This is a genomic window from Nostoc sp., assembly GCF_036917935.1.
GTDB lineage: Bacteria > Cyanobacteriota > Cyanobacteriia > Cyanobacteriales > Nostocaceae > Nostoc.
On record NZ_JBALEL010000060.1, the window covers coordinates 148970 to 169217 of the forward strand.

A 20248-nucleotide genomic window follows, 5' to 3' on the forward strand; every position below is an offset into this window, starting at 1 on the left:
AGCATAAATAGTAATTTAAATAATGTCACCAATTGGGATCACCAGTGGCTCAACTTCAGTCAAACAAACTGCAACTCCTAAGCTGTGGCTAATGTTGGTGGGAGTTAATCAATATCAAGATGACGGACTACCCAGCCTTAGTTATTCAACAGTAGATTGTCAGGGTTTAGCAGAAGCATTGGTAGATGCAGCCGCACAATTTAGCCAAACTGAGGTCAAAATATATCATGATTTTGCACCGCAACCACCATCTTTAGAAAACATCCGTGCCAGTCTCCGGCAAATTACGACTGCGGCTCAACCTATTGATACTATTTTATTTTATTTTTCTGGACATGGAATTGTAGAACCAAACACGCAGCAAGCATTTTTGTGTTTGGCAAATACTCAAAAATCTCATCTGCAAAACACAGCTTTAGCTTTACAAGAACTTTTGCTATTGTTAGGTAATAGTGGAGCGCAAAATCAGCTTGTTTGGCTAGACGCTTGTCATAGTGGCGGGATGACACTCAGAGGTACAACAAGAGAACCATTGCTGAATGCTACACCAAAAATGGTTGAAGTATTACAACAGTGTGCTGCTAAAAGTAAAGGTTTTTATGCTTTGCTTTCCTGTGATAATAATCAGCAATCTTGGGAGTTTCCCGAATTGGGACACGGAGTATTTACTTATTATTTAATGAAAGGGTTAAAAGGTGAGGCAGCAGATAGCCAAGGCTTAATTTCTGTAGATAGTTTGTATCGATATGTATATCATCAAACTCTCCAATATATAGATAAAAGTAATCAACAATTGCGGCTGATTAATCAGCAGAAAAAAACTAAAGGAGAAACTCAACTTTTTCGAGAATATCCGTTGCAAACTCCTAAACGAATTGTTGAGGGAGTTGGGGAACTAATTATCGGTAAAGGATTAACCAAGGCAACTTTTGGGGTGCATCGCCGAATCGGAATAGTCGTAGAGGGATTATCAGTCAGCAAAACAACACTAGATATTAGTAAATTTCTCGGAAGTGCTGGAGGTTTTGCACTAGAGTATTTGCCAGCAACAAAAGTATCCGCTGATCGGATCAAAGAAGCGATCGCTCGTCATTTACAACAACCAGCATCAGAAGTTATACTGCTTTATCTGCGGGGACGAATTGAAGAAACCGACGCCGGCGAATGGTTATTGCTGGGAGAAAATATCCGCATCAAGCGTTCTTGGTTGAAACAACAGCTACGTCTCTGCACCACTCAACAAATTGTCATCCTCGATTGTCCTGTAGCTAATGCATCCTTGCAAGATTGGGTAGAAGATTTGCAAATTGACTCCCACCAAGGACAATGTTTAATCGCCTACGCCTCACCTGCTGAGGCACCAGAACGCTTCGCCCAAAAATTTTTTGATACCTTGATGGCGGCAACGCATACAGATGGACTCTCAGCCGCCGGAGCGATCGCTCAACTACAATTATCCTTAGCAGGTAGCGGTGTGCCTCTTTACATCTGGCTATCAGGCACACAAGGCATTATCGAAATTCTCCCGGCAAAAACTTACACAAACACACCAGAATCAACCACAGGATTGGATTTGGGAGTATGCCCTTACATGGGGCTAAGTGCTTTTTTGGAAGAAGATAGCCAGTATTTTTACGGTAGAGAAGCTTTAACTCAGCAGTTAATTCACCAACTACGCGATCGCTCTTTTCTAGCTGTCATCGGTGCTTCTGGAAGCGGCAAATCTTCAATTGTCCAAGCTGGTGTAATTCCTCAACTGCGATTGGGTAAACAAATACCCAGTAGTGAACAATGGTGGATTAGAAGCATTCGTCCGGGTGCAAATCCTCTGGAAGCTTTAGCGCGGCGGCTTGCGGCAGCAGTAAGGGAGCCGGGGGAAAATGATTTTTCATCCTCTTCATCCCCCCATCTCTTGTTAGAGGGAATATTTCACCAAGGCGTAGAGGGATTTGTTTACTGGATACGCAACCAACCCCATCGAGTTTTGGTGTTAGTGGTAGATCAGTTTGAAGAACTCTTTACCCTAGCTCCAACCCCAGACAGAGAGCTATTTTTAGAATTATTGCTGGGAGCGGTGCAATATGCTGGCGATCGCTTCAAATTAATTATTACTTTACGAGCAGACTTTATTGCCTCCTGTTTAGAAGTACCAGCACTGGCGAAAGCTTTGCAAGATTTGAGTGTGTTAATTCCACCGAAGCTAAGTTTGGATGATTATCGGCGGGTGATTCTCAACCCGGCTCAACAAGTCGGGTTAAAAGTAGAAACAGAACTCGTGGAAGTATTATTGCGGGAGCTAAATCACTCACCAGGAGATTTACCGTTACTGGAATTTGTTTTAGAGCAATTATGGCAACATCGAGTTGCTGGTGAGTTGACTTTACAGGCATATCAAGAGCAACTCGGCGGAATTCAAGGAGCATTAGAGCGATCGTCTCAGGCTGTTTACGAAAGTTTAGATCCCCAAATGCGCGAGTGTGCAAAATGGATTTTTTTATCTTTGACGCAACTAGGCGAGGGTACAGAAGATACTCGCAGGCGGGTACATAAATCAGAGTTGATAGTGAAAAAATATCCCACTGCATTGGTAGAAAAAACCCTCAACGTTTTAACCTCTGCCAAGTTAGTGGTGATGAATTTAGAAGAAGATCCAAATATTGCCGAGGGTAGTAAAGGAGACGACAAAATAAGTACTTCTCAGTCTCCCTTGTCCCCTTCCCCGATAACAGTAGAAGTTGCCCATGAAATCCTCATCCGTCATTGGTCAACTTTACGCTGGTGGTTAGAGGAAAACCGCGATCGCTTGCGAAAACAAAGGCAAATTGAGCAAGCTTCCCAATTGTGGCTGCAACGTACTCAGCAAGCTGATTTCTTGTTACAAGGAGTGCGACTAGCCGAGGCAGAAGATATCTATATTAAATATACCGACGAACTTTCGGCTGATGTCCAACGGTTTATTGAAGCTTGTTTAGCACAAAGAAAACAACAGCAACTACAAGAGAAAACCAGACTCAAGCAAGCTCAAAGGGCTGTAGTTGCACTCAGTGTTTTGGGATTAGCGGCTGTCTGTTTCGGGGGGTTAGCCTATTGGAAATCTCAAGCAGCCCAATTGCGAGAAATTGAAGCCTTAAATGCCTCATCTCAAGCTAATCTTTTATCACATCAGCAGTTAGAAGCACTGATTGCTACTGTCAAAGCAGGTAAACAGTTAAAAAACACTCTTGGCGCACCAGCCGAACTGCAAACTCAGACTCTGGGTGTTTTACAACAAGTAATTTCTGGAACCCAAGAACGCAACCGTTTGGAAGGGCATAGCGCTGAAGTTTTGAGCGTGAGTTTCAGTCCTGATGGCAAAACAATTGTATCGGCTAGTAACGACAAAACAGCCATACTTTGGGGACGTGATGGCACAAAGCTACGAACATTAACAGGGCATACTGGTACAGTGCGGAGTGTTAGTTTCAGCCCAGATGGTCAAATGATTGCAACTGCTAGTTTTGATCGTACCATCAAGTTGTGGAGAACTAGCGATGGTACTTTAATTAGAACATTAAACGGTCATACTGCGGAAGTTCTGAGTTTATCTTGGTCTGGCAACGGTGAGACGATCGCTACTGGTAGCGCCGATCGCACTGCTAAAATTTGGCAAGTTAGCGATGGTCATTTGCTGAGAACTTTTAGCGGATATAGGGATTTTGTTACTAGTGTAAGTTTTAGCCCTGATGGGAAAATTTTGGCGATCGCTAGTGCAGATAAGACTGTTAAACTTTGGAGTGTTAGCAATGGACAGTTGCAAAAAACCCTACTTGGGCATAGCGCCGCAGTTTCCAGTGTCGCTTTTAGTCCCGATGGTCAAATAGCTTCAGCTAGTGAAGATAAAACCGTGAGACTGTGGCGTAGAGACGGCACACTACTGAGAATTATTCCAGCGCACAATGCAGAGGTACTCAGCGTTAACTTCAGTCATGATGGTCAAACCCTAGCTTCCACCAGCGCTGATAGCACAATCAAACTTTGGAGTTCTCAGGACGGCTCTTTACGCCAAACTTTATTAGGACATAGTATAGCAGTCTACAGCGTCAGTTTTAGCCCAGATGACCAGACCGTAGTTTCGGCTGGCGCTGATCAAACTGTTAGACTTTGGCAGCGAGACGATCCTCTATTCAAAACTCTCACAGGACATCAAGGTAAACTCTATAGTGTGAGTTTTAGCCCCGATGGGCAAACTTTAGCTAGCGCCGGTCAAGACACTACGATCAAACTTTGGCAGCGTGACGGAACTTTGCGCCAAACCCTCGAAGGTCATGCTACTTCAGTTTATGGACACAGTGCTGATATCTACAGTTTAGCCTTCAGTCCTGATGGCGAGACATTAGCCTCAGCTAGTCAAGACTATTACATTAAACTTTGGCGGACTCGTGACGGCTATATGGTTAAAACCCTCCAAGGGCATCGCCGCGAAGTCAATAGTCTCAGCTTTAGCCCTAATAGTCAAATTCTGGCCAGCGCCAGTGGTGATATGACCATTAAACTTTGGAATCTTCAAAGAAAAGCTTTAATTAGAACTCTCCAAGGACATACGGCTGAAGTTTTGAGCGTTCGTTTCAGCCCTGATGGTCAAGTACTGGCTTCAGCTGGTAGAGATAACAAAGTTTTGCTTTGGAGAGTTAAGGATGGCAAGTTACTGTATACTTTACCAGGACATACGAACGCTGTCAACGCCATCAGTTTTAGTCCTGATGGTCAAGTACTCGCCTCAGCTAGTGCTGATAAAACTATCAAACTCTGGCAAGTCAGCAATGGAGCTTTACTACAAACTCTTACAGGACATACTGATGGCGTGTTCAGCGTCAGCTTTAGTCCTGATGGCAAGATGATCGCCTCAGCTAGCGGTGATGGAAGCATCAAACTTTGGAACCGTGATGGCAGAGAACTCAAAACTCTTCCAGGTCATACCGATGCAGTATTGAGCGTCAGTTTTAGCCCTGATGGGAAATTTTTGGCTTCTGCCAGTTTTGATGGTACAGCTAAACTTTGGCGTCTTCTTAGCACAGAACTGCAAACCCAAGATTTAGATAATCTACTGATTCGCAGTTGTAATTTGCTAAACGATTACCTCAAAACTAACCCTAAGATTAGCGACCAAGAACGGGGTTCTCTATGTTCAGATTTACGTGGCTAGAATTGATCGTATTTTTTAAACCTGTACCCACGTTTTGCAACAATGTATCTCTGCGAGGAGGTCTGGGCCCTGGGCCTTTTACCGGACTGCTACCGCCGGTTGGCCCAGGGGATTGGTCATCTCCTGGGTTCCTGAGTTGATTCTTAATTACAGGAGTTTGAAACTCTGCTTGTACCAAAGCTGGTTGTAAACTACCAACTTTGGGTGTAATACGTTGTATGGGATTTGCGAAAGTGGGTAAGGCAGTGAATAATATTGTTGGTAATGCGATCGCTAAACTCAAAATTTGTTTTTGCATATCAAGCCTTTTTCCTCTTTAATATATACTTAAAGCTAAACTACTAAGCAGCCTGTCCCTTTGTATATACTTAGCTACAAAGGCAAGCAACAGCATTCCAGATTGTGGGTTTAAAACCCTTCAGTGAGTTAATAGATCCAGTTGAGTTTTTTTATGCAGTTTTCTGAGTAGTGTTTCCAGAACTTATATCTGTTAAATAATTAAAGCGATCGCCGCCAAACAATTATAGCGCGATCGTCCTGATGTCCCCATGCACATTTGGGAAAAGTAGTACAAATATCTCCTCTGCACCCCTGCACCCCTGCACCCCTGCACCCCTGCACCCCTGCCCCCATGCCTTCTTCATCGCCGCCCACACCCCTCAATAATGAAGTTTTGGACTCCAAAAAGTTTAAATCACCGAGTCAAAAATTTGTTGTGGGGTTAGATTCAACTGCCAAAAAGTAGGAGACACTATAAGGTTTGTTTCTCTAAAGGGTGTCATTTGATATTCACCATCAATAAGTTCACAGACAAAAATAGTCGGAACTTTGGGACTACCAATAAATACACGTCCACCCAACGCTGCATAATCCACAATCCAATATTCAGGTATACCCATAGCTTCATAGTCACGAAGCTTATCGTAGTAATCATCCTGCCAGTTGGTTGACACTACTTCAACTATTAGTTTGACCGAACTAGCATTATGGATAACTGATTCTTTCTTCCAGCGCGTTTCAGTATCGATAGTTTCTTGATTTAAAACAATAATATCCGGTTCGTACCCTGATTTCTCTCGGTATGGTTTAATAATGGATTCTTTCGGTATAGTCCAGATACCGCGCTTACCCATCTCTCTAATTGTGATGACTAATTCTTCAATCAAAAAACCAGCCAAATCAGAATGCTCCCCTTTAGGCTTTGGCATCTCCACAATCACCCCATCATGTAATTCGTAACGTACTTCTGAGTTTTCTGGATACCATTCGATAAATTCATCGAAGGTCAGTAGCTTTAGTTCCGATTGTGTTTGACTCATAAAAGTTACTGGATTTATTTTTACTGTTCATTTATCCTTTTTATCATTTCATCGAGGAAGGCAGTTCTTGCTGAGGGCAGTTCGAGCTTACGGAAAACTGCCCTCTGTCTCAGTAAAGCGACCAAACGGGTCTTGGGTTTAGGGAGTTGCAAAGAACTGTCCGCACCTGCTCTAAATCTCTAGAATGGGAATCCCTGTTTTCATGCTCACCGACACCATCAAATCGACCTTTAAAGATGCAGCGCAGAAACTGACTGGCTGTTCGCTTACGAGACTTCATGGCAAAAGTTACCGAAGATTACTTCGATAGTTCAGCCCGCAAAGCAGAAACCGTTTTGGGATGGAATCGCCAGAGTGTGCAACTCGGCTTGCATGAACGGCGGACGGGCGATAGTCTGTGTAGAGAATTATCAGGCAAGGGGAGCCCTATCCAGAAATGCGATCGCACTTATTAGAAATACCTATAGGTTATGCTTCTTTCAATTACGCTCGTTATAATTAGCTGCCGACAGTTGAATCACCTCAGAAAAACGTGAATATTTAACCACATCGTTAGGAGGATAATCCGCCGACACTGCAAGTAAACCAATTTTTATATCCTCGAAATAAATCACACCCCCAATACGTCCTTCAACTTGGAACGCTCCATGAAATAAACGATACGGAGTTATATAGATCAGCAAAAAGTCAGTAATCTTTATTGCCCTGGCAAACATCTGCTGACAAGTTTTTTGGAGGACAGCATCTAAATATTCATTATACACAGGCTCACCCAGGTCAGTGAATTCCGGCTGATCCGCAAAATAATCCATATAAAATAACCAGATGCGGGACAAGTCTGCGTCATTGGTCAGTTTTTGCTTAAGTGACTGCAATCGGTCGATTTTCATAATGTGGATATTGAGGTGATGGGGCGAACAGACAGCACTGTTAAAATCTACTGAGGGCGATCGCTAGCAATTGATAAGCTGCTATGCGTTTTTAGCGGAAAGAATTGCTACAAAGCTTGCTATGCATGAATCAAAACTTGCTATATTTTTTATTTTACCAAGTATCTGATACCGTTGGCGAAAGTGTTACAAACTTCTAACAAAAGTATTACAACTAAAAGTGGCAACGATAGATTGAAGGTTGTATCTTGCGTAATACTTGCAATACAAGTATGTAGTACATTCGCCAACAGTATCCAGTATCAGTATCTTAAAAAACCAATGCACGCAGATGTAACTAATGGTCACACAAAACTACACCAATCCTTACTAAGTAAGTTGGCAGAAATAAAGCAAATTATGTTACGAAACGTAAACAGGCTTAAAGTCCTTACTAATGACCAATGACAAAGGACAGCCCTCGCCAGTTAGCTTTAATTGCGCCAACCTACTTAAGAAAAAGATGCTCACAAGCTGGAATAAAATGGAGTTACGCTATCCAAGAATCCAAAACAGGTAAGAAACGACATCTCAACCGAGAAGAAATGTTAATAGCTTTAACCCAGATTAAACAGTCGGCATAATAAAATATAAATTGAAGAAAGTTCTTGGTGTGGTTTCAGAAGTTATTGGCAACCGCTCAACACGAACGTTCTGTCGCGGCGCGCGGCTTGGTGGAAATCAAACATCTGTGCCGACCTCAACCGCTTCGCAAAGACGTTCCACATCACGCATCGGCGTGACACCAAAGAGGCGTTTGTACTCGCGATTGAACTGCGAAGCGTCATCATATCCGACACGATAACCCGCCGTCGCCGCGTCCAACGCTTCCCCAATCATCAGGCGCTGCGCTTCTTGGAGCCGCAACTGCTTCTGAAACTGTAAGGGACTCATGGCAGTGACTTCTTTGAAGTGGTGGTGAAAGCCGGAAACACTCATGCCGATCCCGCGTGCTATCTCCTCGACATAAAGCGGCTGATTGAACTCCCGGCAAATCTTCTCAACGGCCTGAGCAATCCGATGGGTGTGTCCGCCCAATATCGTCATCTGGCGGAGCCGGTGGCCTTGTTCTCCGACGAGGAGCCGGTAGACGATCTCCCGCGTGATGAGGGGTAAGAGAACTCGTGCTTCGCCCTGAGAATCAAGCAGCCTGACCAGTCTCACAGTCGCGTCCAGCAGGGTGGAATCGAGCGGGCTAACTTCGATGGCCTTCACAGCCTTCTGATTTTGCGGCGGGAGTTGGCCGATTTCCACCATGACAGCGCCGACCACAGCGGCATCGAGACACAGTTGCAGCCCCAGATACGGCTGCTCCTCGGACGCTTCGAGAACCCAGCTCACGATGGGAAGTTCCGCTGTGGCGAGAAGGTAGTTGTGAGGGTCGTACTGATAAGGATTCCCGCCGAGATAAACCTCTTTACGACCCTGAGCAATCACGCAGAAGGTGGGGTCTGACACTCCGTACACCTTCTGTCTCATTTTGGAGGAACGAGCCAGACGAAGACCCTGAAGAGGTTGGATTACCCCATCTGCGGGAATGGCTCGCGCCATCCGCTCTGCCAGTTCCGCTCGCTGGTGCTGCTCCTGTTGTGTTTGTAACTCTTTCTGGTTCATAGAGTTCATCTTATCTGTTGGACGCGACGCTACACAATTAATTTCTAAAAGTTTGGAGAATTTACCTATCGTTTTCCAGAATCTTCATATCGCCATCCGTTTCATGAATCATAGAATATTTGTTGTAAGCAGAAGTTACTCTCGACGGTTCAACGCACCGAGCAATTCAACCGCAAGGGAATGCAAGGAGATATTTATGAACAAGAACAAACGGGAAACCGGATCGAATCTTAGGGATCACCGAGTACTCGGTCGTCGTGACCTTTTGGCTACTACTGCCCTTTTCGGGGCAGGATTGTCCGTCGCGCCATTGACGCGAGCCGTATCAGCGCAACAGCCGCGCGTTGGAGGAGAAAATAAAATGAAAGCACGAAAACTCGGACAGTTGGAAGCCTCGGAATTAGGCTTCGGTTGTATGAGCATTAGTGCCAACTACGGCCCCGCCGCAGACCGAAATCAGGGCATTAAAGTCATTCGCACAGCCTATGAAAAAGGCGTCAGGTTCTTCGATACAGCCGAAGTTTATGGCCCCTTTACGAACGAAGAACTGGTTGGAGAAGCGCTCGCGCCTTTCCGCGACAAGGTAGCTATCGCAACCAAATTCGGTTTTGACGTTGCAAATGGTTCAGGTGGTCTGAATAGTCGACCGGAGCACATCAAAAAAGTGGTTGAAGCCTCGCTCAAGCGGCTCCAAACCGACCGCATTGATCTTTATTACCAGCACCGAGTCGATCCCAAAGTGCCCATCGAAGATGTGGCTGGTGTGATTAAAGAACTCATTCAAGCGGGAAAAGTTCTGCATTTCGGTCTCTCTGAGGCGAGCGCACAAACAATCCGTCGGGCACACGCGGTTCAACCGGTCGCAGCCATCCAAAGCGAGTACTCGTTCATGGAAAGAAGTCCCGAAAAAAACGGCGTGCTGAAAGCCTGTGAGGAGTTGGGAATTGGCTTCGTTCCGTGGGGGCCGGTTGGCATGGGCTATTTGACCGGGCAAATCGACGCTCTCAAAAAGTTCGACCCGAAAGCCGACCTTCGATTCGCGATGGAGCGCTTCTCTCCAGAAAACTTGGCGGACAATGCTCCGATTGTGGACGTACTCCGAACCTTTGCGGATAGAAAATACGCGACACCGGCGCAAATTGCCTTGGCTTGGCTCCTCGCGCAGAAACCCTTTATTGTTTCTATTCCAGGCACACGCAACCTCAATCACTTGGAAGAGAATATGGGAGCCATCAATGTTGATCTGACGCCTGCGGATATTCGTGAACTCGAAGCAGCTTTCGCCAAAATCAAAGTGCATGGTGGCCGACTGAATGAAATGCATAGGCAGATCATTGAGCTGTGACCAGTCGTTGAGCAGCAAAATAGGGATGCAAGGGCGCTTGATTCAATCGCTTGCGTTCTTGCAGTTCAACTTGCTTTAGACTAAACTTTCCTTTAGCATCCACCATGAAAACACTCATCATCAACGCTTCTCAGCCTGTTGCCGGAATGTCCGAAGGAAAACTCAATGACTTCCTGGCTAAAGTCATTAGAGAAGAGTTAGAACAGAACGGACATGAAGTCCGATTAACAGAGATTAAAAACGGCTACGACATTGACGAAGAAGTTGAAAAGCATCTTTGGGCTGATGTCATCATCACTCAGTCACCGGTCTACTGGTTCGGAAATCCTTGGATTTATAAAAAGTACGTAGACGAAGTTTTCAATGCTGGACTTCTTCAGCAGAAGATGGTAGCAAATGACGGTCGGACACGCAGCGACCCCACAAAACAGTACGGGACAGGCGGCCTAATGCAAGGCAAAAAATATATGCTCTCTCTGACTTGGAACGCCCCTGCTGAAGCCTTAAACGACGAGAGGCAGTTCCTGTTTGCGGGCAAATCGGTGGACGATTTTTTCATGTTCAACACCGCAAATTACAAGTTCTGTGGCGTAGAAATCCTTCCTTCTTTCTCTTGTCACGACGTACTGAAGCAAGGTGGCATTGAGCATGACATCGAGCGTCTTAAGGCGCATTTGGCTAAATACGTTCTGTGATTGTCGGTGAGCAGCCAACCCAATTGCTTCCAAAGCAAGTGACAACCGTAACACTCCAACTGCTGCCCAACAACCCGCTTGCACCCGACCGTATCAAGGCTGTTGGCAAGTTCGAGAGGTTATTAGCGTCGGGTGAAGCGGAACGTTAAACCGCAATCACATACAGCAGTCTAGACGTGACATTGAATTGTTTTTTGCTGGCTAGCTTAATAGAATCTGTTGGAGAAGACAGTTAAGTTTTTGCCTCCATACTCCCCTGATTTATCACCAATCGAGTTATGTTGGTCAAAATTAAAACAAATTCTTCGTTCTGCTAAGGCTTGCACATCTGACGCTCTTGATGAAATCATCACTATGGCTGTTAATGCTATTACTGATGAAAATGCTCTTAATTGGTTTAATCATTGTGGTTTATTTTTTGAGCCTATTAGATAGCTCTTTTTGTGGCTGGTTTGTTCGCAAACTGCTGTAACTATGATATGTGAGCGTGACCCAAGCCAAGCAGTTGTTGACGATATAGGTAGTGGGCTTGAGTAATCTGCAAGTCATAGGATGGAGTTTTTTCAAGTAAAAGATATATGAGTAATACTGAATTTCATACTTGCCCAATCTGTTCGACCCCAACTCGATATTTTTCAAGATATCCACGCGCAGTTTGTAATACTTGCTATAGCAAAGTAAGTGATGCTCAGGGACGAAAGTTGAGTTTCTTTAATACCTCAATGAGTGGAGGATTTGAGGGAATTGTTACTGAAACTAAAGAGAAGTACGAAAGCCAGATTTGCTACATTGCCGGAGTGAGGTGCTGGGCTGAAGAAGCTCGATTTGGCGGTATTGTGATTGAAACAATGATAAATGATGATTTTTCTAATCACTAGGAAACCGTATTTATATTATTAACTTATACCCAGTGTTTGACTGTGGTCTATCAGATTGGGTGCGATGGCGTACCCGCCCGCCGTAGGCATCGCGTCCATCCAATGGGAATCATGTTATGTAATTGCGTTCCTCAACACCATGAAATTATTGAATTTTCTCAAATCCAAACCAGTCATTATAGCTTTAGCGATTGCAGTAAATATCACTGTTATTGATGTACATTCTTCTAGTTCAAATCTTCCCATAGGCAAGAGTACAATTACTCAGTCCCAACCACACATTCAACTTGTTCATACACTAACTGGGCATAAAAAAGTGACTTTTGGTGTTCGAGCAGTTGCGATCAGCCCAGATGGGCAAACCCTGATTAGTGGAGGTAGAGATGATACAATTAAATTCTGGAATTTACGTACCGGGAAATTGTTGCGTAGTTTAGACGCTCACTCAGATGGTGTTACTTCAATTGCGATTAGTCCAGATGGTAAGCGGATTGTAAATGGTGGGATAACCACCCCAACAATGAAGGTTTGGGATTTACGCACTTTCCTTATGCTTGATAGCGAAAGTGGGCATACCCAACCAGTAGAAACCGTTGCGATTAGTTCAGATGGTAAATTGATTGCTAGTGGCAGTGACGATGGCACAATCAAGCTTTGGGATTTACACACGCTTAAGCTGCTTGATACCATTACTGCACAGTCAGGATTTGTGAGTAAAGTTGCATTTAGCCCTGATATGCAAACCCTTGTGAGTACTGGGGGTGGCGATGACAATACAATTAAGCTGATTGATTTGCAAACTAAAAAAACACGCCATATTCTCAAAGGGCACAAAACCGGAGTTGATGCTATTGCCATTACTCCAGATAGTAAAAAGCTTGTTACTGGTAGTTTTGGTCAGTTAGTTTCTCGAAATCGTGCAATTAGTACTCTGAAGTTATGGAATCTTCAAACTGGAAAACTGCTGCATGAGTTTGCTGATAACTTTAGTTCAGTTGAATCTCTTGTGATTAGCCCCAATGGAAAAATTCTGATCTGCGGCAATTATGATGGCACTATTAAACTGTGGAATTTAGAGCAGGGGAAATTATTGCATACATGGAGGGATGGTTCCAGTTCTGTTTTAGGGCTTGCTCTTAGTCCAGATGGTAAAACCCTCGCTAGTAGTAATGAGGATAGCACTATACATATTTGGCAAATTAAATAACTGCATTAGCCCTATTCTTGGCGCACGGGAACTTCTAAAAGGAGAAGCTGTTTACGGATACAGAACTTAACTTTAACTAGGGGTATTCTCGCTCAAAAAGTACGAGTCAGAATAGCTTTTTTAAAATCCGTGCTTTTACGGACTGTGGTGCAATATTTATTTTGTGATTAGTAGCTTTTCAAATAATCCATCTTTTCTCTCTTGCAGCCATTGGGCGATATTCCCGGCTTCCAAGTGAGACAAATTAGGATATTGCGATCGCAAGTGAGAGATTAGCAGCAGAAGACTTTTATGTTGTGCTACTGCTTTGCCAAAGTCAAGTGAAGTTTGGTGGAGAGTCAACTATTCCCGCACTTAAACATATCTTTTCAACCAGTGAGTGTATGGATGTACTAGAATTACAGCCGACTCACTTGGCAATTTTGTCTCAGTTGAAAGATTGTGAATGGGTAGACTACGACAGCTACTGTGCGCTGTTTTTTGCCCAGGCGATCGCCTATAAATTGGTTTGGCGATGAAAAGCGCGATCGCCTCCGAGAGGCTATTTTGTCTGACAATACAAATTTGATGTTTTCCTACTCTTCTGTCTTGACGATCAGCTCTCCTGCGCCATCCAAACGAGAAAACCCAAGATTTGCTCAACCGGAGGCAGGGGGTAATCTGTAAGGTCAATGGTAACGCATTGCTCTTCCAGCTTCAGAAACCGCCAAACTGTGCCACTACTCACCGTTCCGTAAATCGTCGAAATCGGCTGTTGCTTTTGTTGGTTAAAGCGTTGAGCTGCAACCATTTCGGCGAGGCATTGACCTAGCGCTGGTTTCAGGTCTTCCTTTTTGGCTTCCACCAGGATAACCACAGGAATTTTGATAAATAGCTGTTCTGGGGAACGACTAATGAGAAAGTCAACATAGCCAGTCAGTTCAGCCTCCGGTTCTACATTGAATTCCTCGCCAGAGAAAACGCTAATCTGTCCTTTGAGTTGGCGTTTCACTTCCAGTAACACAGGATTAATGATGCCCTCAGAACGGGCTTTCTCGCTACTCACTGCGATCGCCCAGGGAATCGTTTCTTTAAGAATATCCACTAGCAAAGAGGTAGGGGTGAGTAAGGGAATTTCTGGCAGGAAACGACCCCCTTCAACGATTGTCAGTTGGAAATCCTCTACAGCTTTTTGAAGAGTGAATTTACTATAAGGCATAGATTGATAATTATTAGAGAATGAAGAATTTGCTCTTTACAGAAGGGCGTAAATAACTATCCAGTTGAAAAAGGTTAAAAAGCTTATAAAACAAGCTTTCTTACCTTCTGCCTTCAGCATAGCTGCCTTATTGCACTAGTTTAATTAAATTCAAAAGATTCTCGGTTGAAGCTGTAAAGCGCGACGGTAAGGCTTCGCCTCAAAATACTGTTCAATCTTTAAGGTTGGCATTGCTTGGGTCAATCCCTGTACAATCCATTCCTTAGAGGATGTTTGAAAAGTCCTTAGTGATGTATCAAATACTCTTAGATCCCCCTAAATCCCCCGATAAATTGGGGGACTTTGATTCCGTTTCCCCCCTTTTTAAGGGGGGCTAGGGGGGATCGATAAGTGCCTGATATCACAGCCGACCACTTTTCAAACATCCTCTTAGAGTAGAAGGTTAGAAAGTAGATATAGAAGTAGTTTTGGTAATTGAAGTTAAGAATAGGGAAGTAAGCGATCGCGGTAAAAGCAATATTACTTAATTAAAATTTTGAAGAGAAGTAACTGAAAATTATCAAGAGTGAAGTCCTGTAACAAAAAAGTGAAATACTACTGCCTTGGTTAATACCAAATTTTCGCCTATTCACCTCCTTGACTAGGCTTCATCATCTGATGTTTCTTCAATCTCCATTTCCCAAGGTTCTCCTTGATCATTTGGTGTAAAAAAGTGAATTTTGGCTTTGTTGGAAAACTGCTTCAACTTTTTGATGAACTGGGGAATAGCATCAACGATATGCAGATAACTTTCTATGTCATAACAGATAATGACTAACATCAGAGGACTAGTATTTATCTTGAAATACCAGTGACAATTTGATAGTAAAACTCGCATAATTGGGCCGCAGGCTTGGTAAAATCGTCTGCAAGTAGCTTCTTCTAATTGCCTGTAGAATAACTCGTTAAGTATAGGTGCTCCAGTTGGAGGCAAATCATCTGCGGGAAGGGGGGATTTATTCATAGTAAATAACTAGGGATTGGGAATTATTGGTCAAAAAATACAATGCTTCTGCGTGTTTTAATCACGCCATCTACTCAAAGATGGCGCAACAAGCATTTTTGTAGTTTCACCCAAAATCTGGTTTTCATAGCAAGTGTTCTTGTTTTTGTGTTGCAAGCCATTGCAGTTCTAACCACAAACGCGGATCTGTCTGCTTTACCTTCGACATCGGATCTCGCAGCAGATGTGTAGCATTTAGGCAGACAACCTCAACTAATCCCACATATTCTGCTACTTCTCTGAGTATAGATATCTGGGCTTTGACAGCAGCAATCAGATTGTCAGGGCAATAAATTGTGAAGTATGGCAGAAAGTGAACACGAGGTCTTCCCCAATAAGACTCGATGAGTTTAACATGACAGTGTTTTAGCAATTCCTCGACTTGTGGGAAAGAATGAGCAATTACCGTTTGGAATTCTTTGATTAGCTCTTGTTCATACCAACTTGTGTTCATAGTTATAACTTTCATGCTGAAAGTAGCAATTGGGAATTTTTAATTGTGAATTAGTTTTTTTACTAATCACTGATAACTCAGCACTTACCAGCCTTGGCGCGAAGATTTTTTGGGATACTGTGTAGTACAAAAAGATCGGCGAAGCAATTTTTTACTCATGCTGGTTTCGTTCTTCTCAAACACTATCAAGTGCAATACTTGCTCTAGGAAACGCCGTTTGTCAAAAATGCCTTGAATTAGCACCTCTAGTTCAGTTGCGCCCTTGGCAGGAAAGTCCTCGCCATCAATGGTACGCCAGGGTAAAAACTCCTGCCAGTCTAAGGTTAATGTACCGACTCGTGCCCGATTTCCATAACTAATAACTAGGAATGTATTGTAATCAAACAGCTTTGGTATTTGTTCAATGTAGGTCTGAATTCGCTGATAACCTGCTTTGAAAGTGGCCTGTTCATCACTTGACTGAATCGAGACAATAACTGCCAAGGGTAAACCATTGATAAAGACAACTACATCAGGATAGTGAGCATAACTCCCCTCAACTACAGTCAAGGGATGAATAGCTAGCCAATCATTGTTCAGTAGATTAGACGTATCAATGAGCCATAATTTGTCATGAACTATTTCTTCGTTATACAGGTATTCAACTTGCACACCATCGGTCAATAATTTGTGAAAGCGGTGGTTATTTTCCAGCAAATCGGAACTCTCTGTACAAGTAACCTGATGGATAGCTGCGGCGATCGCCTCATCCGGTTTTGTCGGGTTAATTTTCTGCAAAGCACTATGAAGGCGCTGATACAAAACTACATCACTATAACTACTCCGCCCGATCTGGTGCTTACCCAAAGCAATGTCTGACTCTAATAAAACTGTATAGCCAATAACCTCGAACCAGGTAAGCAAATATGGTGCGATCGCTTTGCCTGCCACAGGCATCGCTTCTCTTTGTTCGTGTAGCCTGTGGGAGACAGAGGCTTTGCCAATGCGTAGCTGGCTTTTGAGTAAGGGTACGCCCAACCCAGGCATCGCAGATTGTGTGAAATCAAAATGTCGGCGAAGCTTTCTTGTAATACGACTCGCTTTGGCAATTGTTTTTTTTAGCTGTGCTGGATTCATGAACAGTAAAAGACTTAATTTGAGTCAATGCAGCAGCTAGGCACGAGCTGATCAGCATTGGTTGGTATATTTTCGATGGAGTATACGACTTGATAGTAACTATCAAAGCTGAACTTGATCGGCAAGATTGTATCTTGCACTACACATTACCAATAATATTGGTAATGTTGCGATAAACAGTTAGAATTGGCTCTGTATTAATGCCTAACCTTTGTTTCCCCCTGTAAAAACAGGTTGCCAATGTCAAATAAAAGTTGCATAGTACCTCGATAGCCAACCTTGGTAAACTGACCATGATCTAAGCGGTCAAAAATGGGAATTCCTTGACGATAGAGAGGAATTTTTAAGCGTTGAGCGATCGCAACTCCATGAGAGTTGGTAATTAGTAAATCAGACCCAACCGCCAATTGCTCAAAGTCTTCCAAATCGCCGATAGTAACGCTCTTAATCGGAAGTTTTTCTAGCAGAGGAAAGCGTGTCGTTGTCACTGCTGAGTGAATCTCAACTCCTAGCGATCGCAAAAAAGAAACTGTTGACCAAAGTAAATCTGGTTCTAGTGCCAAAGAAACTCGCTTGCACCCAAAGTAAAAGTGATTTTCCAACATCACATATTGCAACTGACGGCGTTGACGGCGATATTTATCCGGTACGCTGACACCACTGATATCCGCCAATGCTTGCAGGAATTTATCTACTGCTACTAGTCCCGTCAGTTCACCAAATACCTCATAAGGTATATTGAATCTCTGCTCCAAAATTTGCGCCCCACCCCGCATACTATCACCTAGTGCCAAAGTGAATACAGAACTGCCAATTGAGCGCAACTGTGCTGCATTTGTGCCATCAGCTGTGATCGCACTAGAAGAATCTTCTATATAACCATCTAATGAGCCAGAAAGGTCAGGTACAACAATAGGTACAAGTCCAAAGGAAGTGACAATCTCTTTGATTTCTTGTATATCCCCCGGTGTGAAGGCAGAACTCGCCAAAATAGTGATTTGCGTGGGAGAAGCGTCTTGCTTAGAGCTTTTTTGGGGGATTTCTCTGACTATACTCTCAACTGCACCAGCAAAGCCATCCTGTAATGTACCTTTGAAATCTGGTGTAGAGACAAGCACAATTGGTAAATAATCCAGTTCTGGGTGACGGTGGCGAATCTCCTTAACAAAGCGCCCCATATCATCCCCTCTAGTTTCCACGAGTCCAGTACTACAAAGACCGATAATTTCTGGTTTGGATCTCTGCACCAAAGTCAAGATTGCTTGTTCAACCCTTTCCTCGCCACCCAAAATGGTTGCAACTTCGGTCATCGCCGTACTGGAAAGGGGAATCGCCTGACGAAAATGTTGTACTAATACTGCCTTAGTCAAAGCAGTACAGCCTTGAGAACCGTGTAATAAAGGCATGATTCCCTTCAACCCCAAAAAGGCTAAAACTGCACCCACAGTTTGGCTTTGCTTCAGGGGATTAACTGCAACTGATGTACTCGTAACACTAATAATTGCCATTAGATGTCCTCCTCTGGAGAATTTCTTACTTCCCCTGCTCCCTCATCCTCATCCCACGGGGCTGGCTGGTATACTTGCTCCCATACAGGATTGTAAAAAGCGGCATACAATTCTCGTGCTACTTCTAAAATTCCTACATACCCTGCATAAGGATGATTGCGTTCTTGATTAATATCTAGGAATGGAATCCTAGCAGTGAGAGAGGTGTCTTGATGGCGTTTATCAGCAATTAACATATCAGCTTGATTTTCGTTAATTATCTGTAAAATTTCTTGATGACTATTTTCTTCTAGAATTATGCCATCTTGACCCAGCAAACTTTTGACTCTAAGTTTATCCTCCTCAGTATTATTATTATTAAGAATAGCAATAACTTCCATGCCTAATTTCTGAGCCGCAAAGATAATTAACCAACTCTTGAAACTTCCAATAGAAAGGATAATGCGCTTACCTTGCAATCGGGTAATATACAGACCGAGTTTTTCATCTATTGCAGCAGTTTCTTCTGCAATTAGTTTTTCTGTACGTTCCTGCAAATCAGAATTACCTAACTTTGCAGCAATATTCCTTAAACATTGATTGATTGACTCTATACCATAGATAGACTCTTCAATATAGGGAATGCCATATTTTTTCTCCATCCCTTTTGCCATATTGATTAGTGCTTTGGAAGAGAGTAACACGTTAAGTTTGGCACGATGTGCATAGCAAACTTCTTTGTAGACAGCATCGCCTGTAATTTTTGCCAAAACTCTAATACCTAATTTCTCCAATAACGGTAGAACATTCCATATTGCACCTGCAATATTATGTTCACCAATTAAGTTGATGTCATCAGGTGTACTATTCTCTGGTTCAGCTGTTCCAATAACGTGTTCTAGCAACGCTTCACCAGCGACACGGTTGCCCAAATTTTGATTCCCAATGAATCCAGGGCAATGTACAGGGATAGTAGGTATTCCTGTTTTCTCAGTGGCATTTTTGCAAACTCCCTCGATGTCATCTCCAATCAGGGCGGTGATGCAAGTGGAGTAAACAAATACTGCCGCAGGTTTGTAGCGTCTTTCTAATTCTAAAATGCCTTTGTACAGCTTTTTGGCTCCACCGAAGATGATATCGTTCTCATCGATGTCGCTGGTAAAGCGTATTTTGTACAGCATCGAACCAGAGGAGAGACTGCTGTAACTTCCCCAAATACTGGCAGCACAGCCGCTTGGCCCGTGAACTACATGAGCAGCATCGGTGATTGGTACTAGGGTAATCATTGCACTATCAAAAGCGCAACTCCCTTGAGTAGTTCCAGGTTGGGGTAATTGTGTGGAAGACTTTTTTTTCTTTTGTATCTGCTGCTGACGAGCATCTTCGGAATTGGAGTCACTGAGTGAATCGTTGATTTTTCCTGATGTGGGATTCATTTGTTTGGTGACAATAGGTAGAATTTGTTAGATGTTAATTGAATTCCCAAAGGCTTTTATAGGACTTCCATTTATTAATGTATCTAAAACATGGAATAAAAGGGAATGAGAAAGAGAATTTATCATTCCCTAAAATATAAACATCAACTAGGTTAGAGAAGGATAAAAAAACACTAACTAAACTATTAAAGTATTAATTCCGCTGTGTATACTTTAGTAGATTAGTGTTAATACGGTGAGGATAAAATACTCAGAGGTTAAGATTAGCTATTCGATTACCTCCATTTTAAAAGATTGGTGAGAAAGTGGGCAAGAATAGCCCACCTAATATTTACTCTGTATTTAG

At 43.3% G+C, this 20248-nt stretch carries 21 protein-coding genes; 9 read left to right on the plus strand and 12 right to left on the minus strand.

Annotated elements, in window-relative coordinates:
* The first annotated feature begins 22 nt into the window (after window positions 1-22).
* Window positions 23-5182 carry an nSTAND1 domain-containing NTPase gene (locus V7K62_RS25815; RefSeq protein WP_334869129.1) on the plus strand — a complete coding sequence of 1720 codons (5160 nt, stop codon included), beginning with the start codon at window positions 23-25 and terminating at the stop codon, window positions 5180-5182.
* On the opposite strand, the gene V7K62_RS25820 is transcribed toward V7K62_RS25815, so the two are convergent.
* The 3 genes from V7K62_RS25820 to V7K62_RS25830 form a co-directional block, all read right to left on the minus strand.
* Window positions 5136-5480 carry a hypothetical protein gene (locus tag V7K62_RS25820; RefSeq protein WP_334869131.1) on the minus strand — a complete coding sequence of 115 codons (345 nt, stop codon included), beginning with the start codon at window positions 5478-5480 and terminating at the stop codon, window positions 5136-5138. The two genes, V7K62_RS25815 and V7K62_RS25820, sit on opposite strands and share 47 nt — an antisense overlap.
* Window positions 5481-5680: 200 nt before the next feature.
* Window positions 5681-5866, minus strand: a complete 186-nt coding sequence (locus V7K62_RS25825; RefSeq protein WP_334869133.1) for a hypothetical protein — start codon at window positions 5864-5866, stop codon at window positions 5681-5683.
* Between the two features lie 5 nt (window positions 5867-5871).
* Entirely contained in the window at window positions 5872-6501 is a 630-nt protein-coding gene (locus V7K62_RS25830) for a Uma2 family endonuclease (protein ID WP_334869135.1), read from the minus strand.
* Window positions 6502-6779: 278 nt separating this feature from the next.
* Between V7K62_RS25830 and V7K62_RS25835 the strand changes: the two genes are divergently transcribed.
* Window positions 6780-6956 (plus strand): hypothetical protein, encoded by a 177-nt coding sequence (locus V7K62_RS25835; protein WP_334869137.1) that lies wholly within the window; start codon window positions 6780-6782, stop codon window positions 6954-6956.
* A gap of 24 nt (window positions 6957-6980) precedes the next feature.
* Here V7K62_RS25835 and V7K62_RS25840 read toward each other — a convergent pair whose 3' ends face one another.
* The gene (locus tag V7K62_RS25840) at window positions 6981-7391 is read right to left on the minus strand and encodes a hypothetical protein (protein ID WP_334869139.1); all 411 of its coding nucleotides are present in this window, start codon (window positions 7389-7391) and stop codon (window positions 6981-6983) included.
* A 443-nt stretch (window positions 7392-7834) separates the two neighbouring features.
* Here V7K62_RS25840 and V7K62_RS25845 point away from each other — a divergent pair, with 443 nt between their 5' ends.
* On the plus strand, window positions 7835-8014 hold the full coding sequence (locus tag V7K62_RS25845; protein ID WP_334869140.1) for a hypothetical protein: 180 nt from the start codon (window positions 7835-7837) through the stop codon (window positions 8012-8014).
* Between the two features lie 97 nt (window positions 8015-8111).
* On the opposite strand, the gene V7K62_RS25850 is transcribed toward V7K62_RS25845, so the two are convergent.
* A complete protein-coding gene (locus V7K62_RS25850; protein WP_334869142.1) occupies window positions 8112-9044 on the minus strand; it encodes an AraC family transcriptional regulator in 933 nt (310 codons plus the stop codon).
* 196 nt (window positions 9045-9240) lie between these two features.
* Here V7K62_RS25850 and V7K62_RS25855 point away from each other — a divergent pair, with 196 nt between their 5' ends.
* The 5 genes from V7K62_RS25855 to V7K62_RS25875 all read left to right on the plus strand — a co-directional run bounded on the left by V7K62_RS25855 (window position 9241) and on the right by V7K62_RS25875 (window position 13169).
* Window positions 9241-10389, plus strand: coding sequence for an aldo/keto reductase (locus V7K62_RS25855; RefSeq protein ID WP_334869144.1), 1149 nt, complete (start codon window positions 9241-9243; stop codon window positions 10387-10389).
* Window positions 10390-10493: 104 nt separating this feature from the next.
* On the plus strand, window positions 10494-11084 hold the full coding sequence (locus tag V7K62_RS25860) for an NAD(P)H-dependent oxidoreductase (RefSeq protein ID WP_334869146.1): 591 nt from the start codon (window positions 10494-10496) through the stop codon (window positions 11082-11084).
* A gap of 219 nt (window positions 11085-11303) precedes the next feature.
* On the plus strand, window positions 11304-11519 hold the full coding sequence (locus V7K62_RS25865) for a transposase (RefSeq protein ID WP_334857800.1): 216 nt from the start codon (window positions 11304-11306) through the stop codon (window positions 11517-11519).
* Window positions 11520-11806: 287 nt separating this feature from the next.
* Window positions 11807-11962 (plus strand): hypothetical protein, encoded by a 156-nt coding sequence (locus V7K62_RS25870; protein WP_334869148.1) that lies wholly within the window; start codon window positions 11807-11809, stop codon window positions 11960-11962.
* Window positions 11963-12026: 64 nt separating this feature from the next.
* Window positions 12027-13169, plus strand: a complete 1143-nt coding sequence (locus tag V7K62_RS25875) for a WD40 repeat domain-containing protein (protein ID WP_334869150.1) — start codon at window positions 12027-12029, stop codon at window positions 13167-13169.
* A gap of 156 nt (window positions 13170-13325) precedes the next feature.
* On the opposite strand, the gene V7K62_RS25880 is transcribed toward V7K62_RS25875, so the two are convergent.
* A complete protein-coding gene (locus V7K62_RS25880) occupies window positions 13326-13511 on the minus strand; it encodes a hypothetical protein (protein WP_334869152.1) in 186 nt (61 codons plus the stop codon).
* Window positions 13512-13552: 41 nt separating this feature from the next.
* Between V7K62_RS25880 and V7K62_RS25885 the strand changes: the two genes are divergently transcribed.
* Window positions 13553-13687, plus strand: coding sequence for a hypothetical protein (locus tag V7K62_RS25885; RefSeq protein ID WP_334869154.1), 135 nt, complete (start codon window positions 13553-13555; stop codon window positions 13685-13687).
* A 77-nt stretch (window positions 13688-13764) separates the two neighbouring features.
* Here the strand turns inward: V7K62_RS25885 and V7K62_RS25890 are convergent, their stop codons facing one another.
* The 6 genes from V7K62_RS25890 to nifE form a co-directional block, all read right to left on the minus strand.
* A complete protein-coding gene (locus V7K62_RS25890) occupies window positions 13765-14367 on the minus strand; it encodes a hypothetical protein (protein WP_334869156.1) in 603 nt (200 codons plus the stop codon).
* A 640-nt stretch (window positions 14368-15007) separates the two neighbouring features.
* Entirely contained in the window at window positions 15008-15370 is a 363-nt protein-coding gene (locus V7K62_RS25895; protein WP_334869158.1) for a hypothetical protein, read from the minus strand.
* A 124-nt stretch (window positions 15371-15494) separates the two neighbouring features.
* Window positions 15495-15863: a hypothetical protein gene (locus tag V7K62_RS25900; protein WP_334869160.1), complete on the minus strand. Its 369-nt coding sequence runs from the start codon at window positions 15861-15863 to the stop codon at window positions 15495-15497.
* Between the two features lie 84 nt (window positions 15864-15947).
* Window positions 15948-16979, minus strand: a complete 1032-nt coding sequence (locus tag V7K62_RS25905) for a type I restriction endonuclease (protein ID WP_334869162.1) — start codon at window positions 16977-16979, stop codon at window positions 15948-15950.
* Between the two features lie 197 nt (window positions 16980-17176).
* Complete coding sequence (gene nifN, locus V7K62_RS25910; protein ID WP_334869164.1) at window positions 17177-18487, minus strand: nitrogenase iron-molybdenum cofactor biosynthesis protein NifN; 1311 nt, start codon at window positions 18485-18487, stop codon at window positions 17177-17179.
* Window positions 18487-19902 carry a nitrogenase iron-molybdenum cofactor biosynthesis protein NifE gene (gene nifE / locus V7K62_RS25915; protein WP_334869166.1) on the minus strand — a complete coding sequence of 472 codons (1416 nt, stop codon included), beginning with the start codon at window positions 19900-19902 and terminating at the stop codon, window positions 18487-18489. Before nifE ends, nifN begins: the two co-directional genes overlap by 1 nt.
* Window positions 19903-20248: the final 346 nt, after the last annotated feature.

What these genes read in the sequence shown, in the direction of transcription:
- V7K62_RS25870 (WP_334869148.1), top strand. Translation starts at nt 11,807, where the DNA reads ATGAGTGGAGGATTTGAGGGAATTGTTACTGAAACTAAAGAGAAGTAC.
- V7K62_RS25855 (WP_334869144.1), top strand. Translation starts at nt 9,241, where the DNA reads ATGAACAAGAACAAACGGGAAACCGGATCGAATCTTAGGGATCACCGA.
- nifE (WP_334869166.1), bottom strand. Translation starts at nt 19,902, where the DNA reads ATGAATCCCACATCAGGAAAAATCAACGATTCACTCAGTGACTCCAAT.
- V7K62_RS25835 (WP_334869137.1), top strand. Translation starts at nt 6,780, where the DNA reads ATGGCAAAAGTTACCGAAGATTACTTCGATAGTTCAGCCCGCAAAGCA.
- V7K62_RS25900 (WP_334869160.1), bottom strand. Translation starts at nt 15,863, where the DNA reads ATGAACACAAGTTGGTATGAACAAGAGCTAATCAAAGAATTCCAAACG.
- V7K62_RS25885 (WP_334869154.1), top strand. Translation starts at nt 13,553, where the DNA reads ATGGATGTACTAGAATTACAGCCGACTCACTTGGCAATTTTGTCTCAG.
- V7K62_RS25840 (WP_334869139.1), bottom strand. Translation starts at nt 7,391, where the DNA reads ATGAAAATCGACCGATTGCAGTCACTTAAGCAAAAACTGACCAATGAC.
- V7K62_RS25860 (WP_334869146.1), top strand. Translation starts at nt 10,494, where the DNA reads ATGAAAACACTCATCATCAACGCTTCTCAGCCTGTTGCCGGAATGTCC.
- V7K62_RS25895 (WP_334869158.1), bottom strand. Translation starts at nt 15,370, where the DNA reads ATGAATAAATCCCCCCTTCCCGCAGATGATTTGCCTCCAACTGGAGCA.
- V7K62_RS25905 (WP_334869162.1), bottom strand. Translation starts at nt 16,979, where the DNA reads ATGAATCCAGCACAGCTAAAAAAAACAATTGCCAAAGCGAGTCGTATT.
- V7K62_RS25845 (WP_334869140.1), top strand. Translation starts at nt 7,835, where the DNA reads ATGACAAAGGACAGCCCTCGCCAGTTAGCTTTAATTGCGCCAACCTAC.
- nifN (WP_334869164.1), bottom strand. Translation starts at nt 18,487, where the DNA reads ATGGCAATTATTAGTGTTACGAGTACATCAGTTGCAGTTAATCCCCTG.
- V7K62_RS25850 (WP_334869142.1), bottom strand. Translation starts at nt 9,044, where the DNA reads ATGAACCAGAAAGAGTTACAAACACAACAGGAGCAGCACCAGCGAGCG.
- V7K62_RS25830 (WP_334869135.1), bottom strand. Translation starts at nt 6,501, where the DNA reads ATGAGTCAAACACAATCGGAACTAAAGCTACTGACCTTCGATGAATTT.
- V7K62_RS25890 (WP_334869156.1), bottom strand. Translation starts at nt 14,367, where the DNA reads ATGCCTTATAGTAAATTCACTCTTCAAAAAGCTGTAGAGGATTTCCAA.
- V7K62_RS25820 (WP_334869131.1), bottom strand. Translation starts at nt 5,480, where the DNA reads ATGCAAAAACAAATTTTGAGTTTAGCGATCGCATTACCAACAATATTA.
- V7K62_RS25815 (WP_334869129.1), top strand. Translation starts at nt 23, where the DNA reads ATGTCACCAATTGGGATCACCAGTGGCTCAACTTCAGTCAAACAAACT.
- V7K62_RS25875 (WP_334869150.1), top strand. Translation starts at nt 12,027, where the DNA reads ATGGCGTACCCGCCCGCCGTAGGCATCGCGTCCATCCAATGGGAATCA.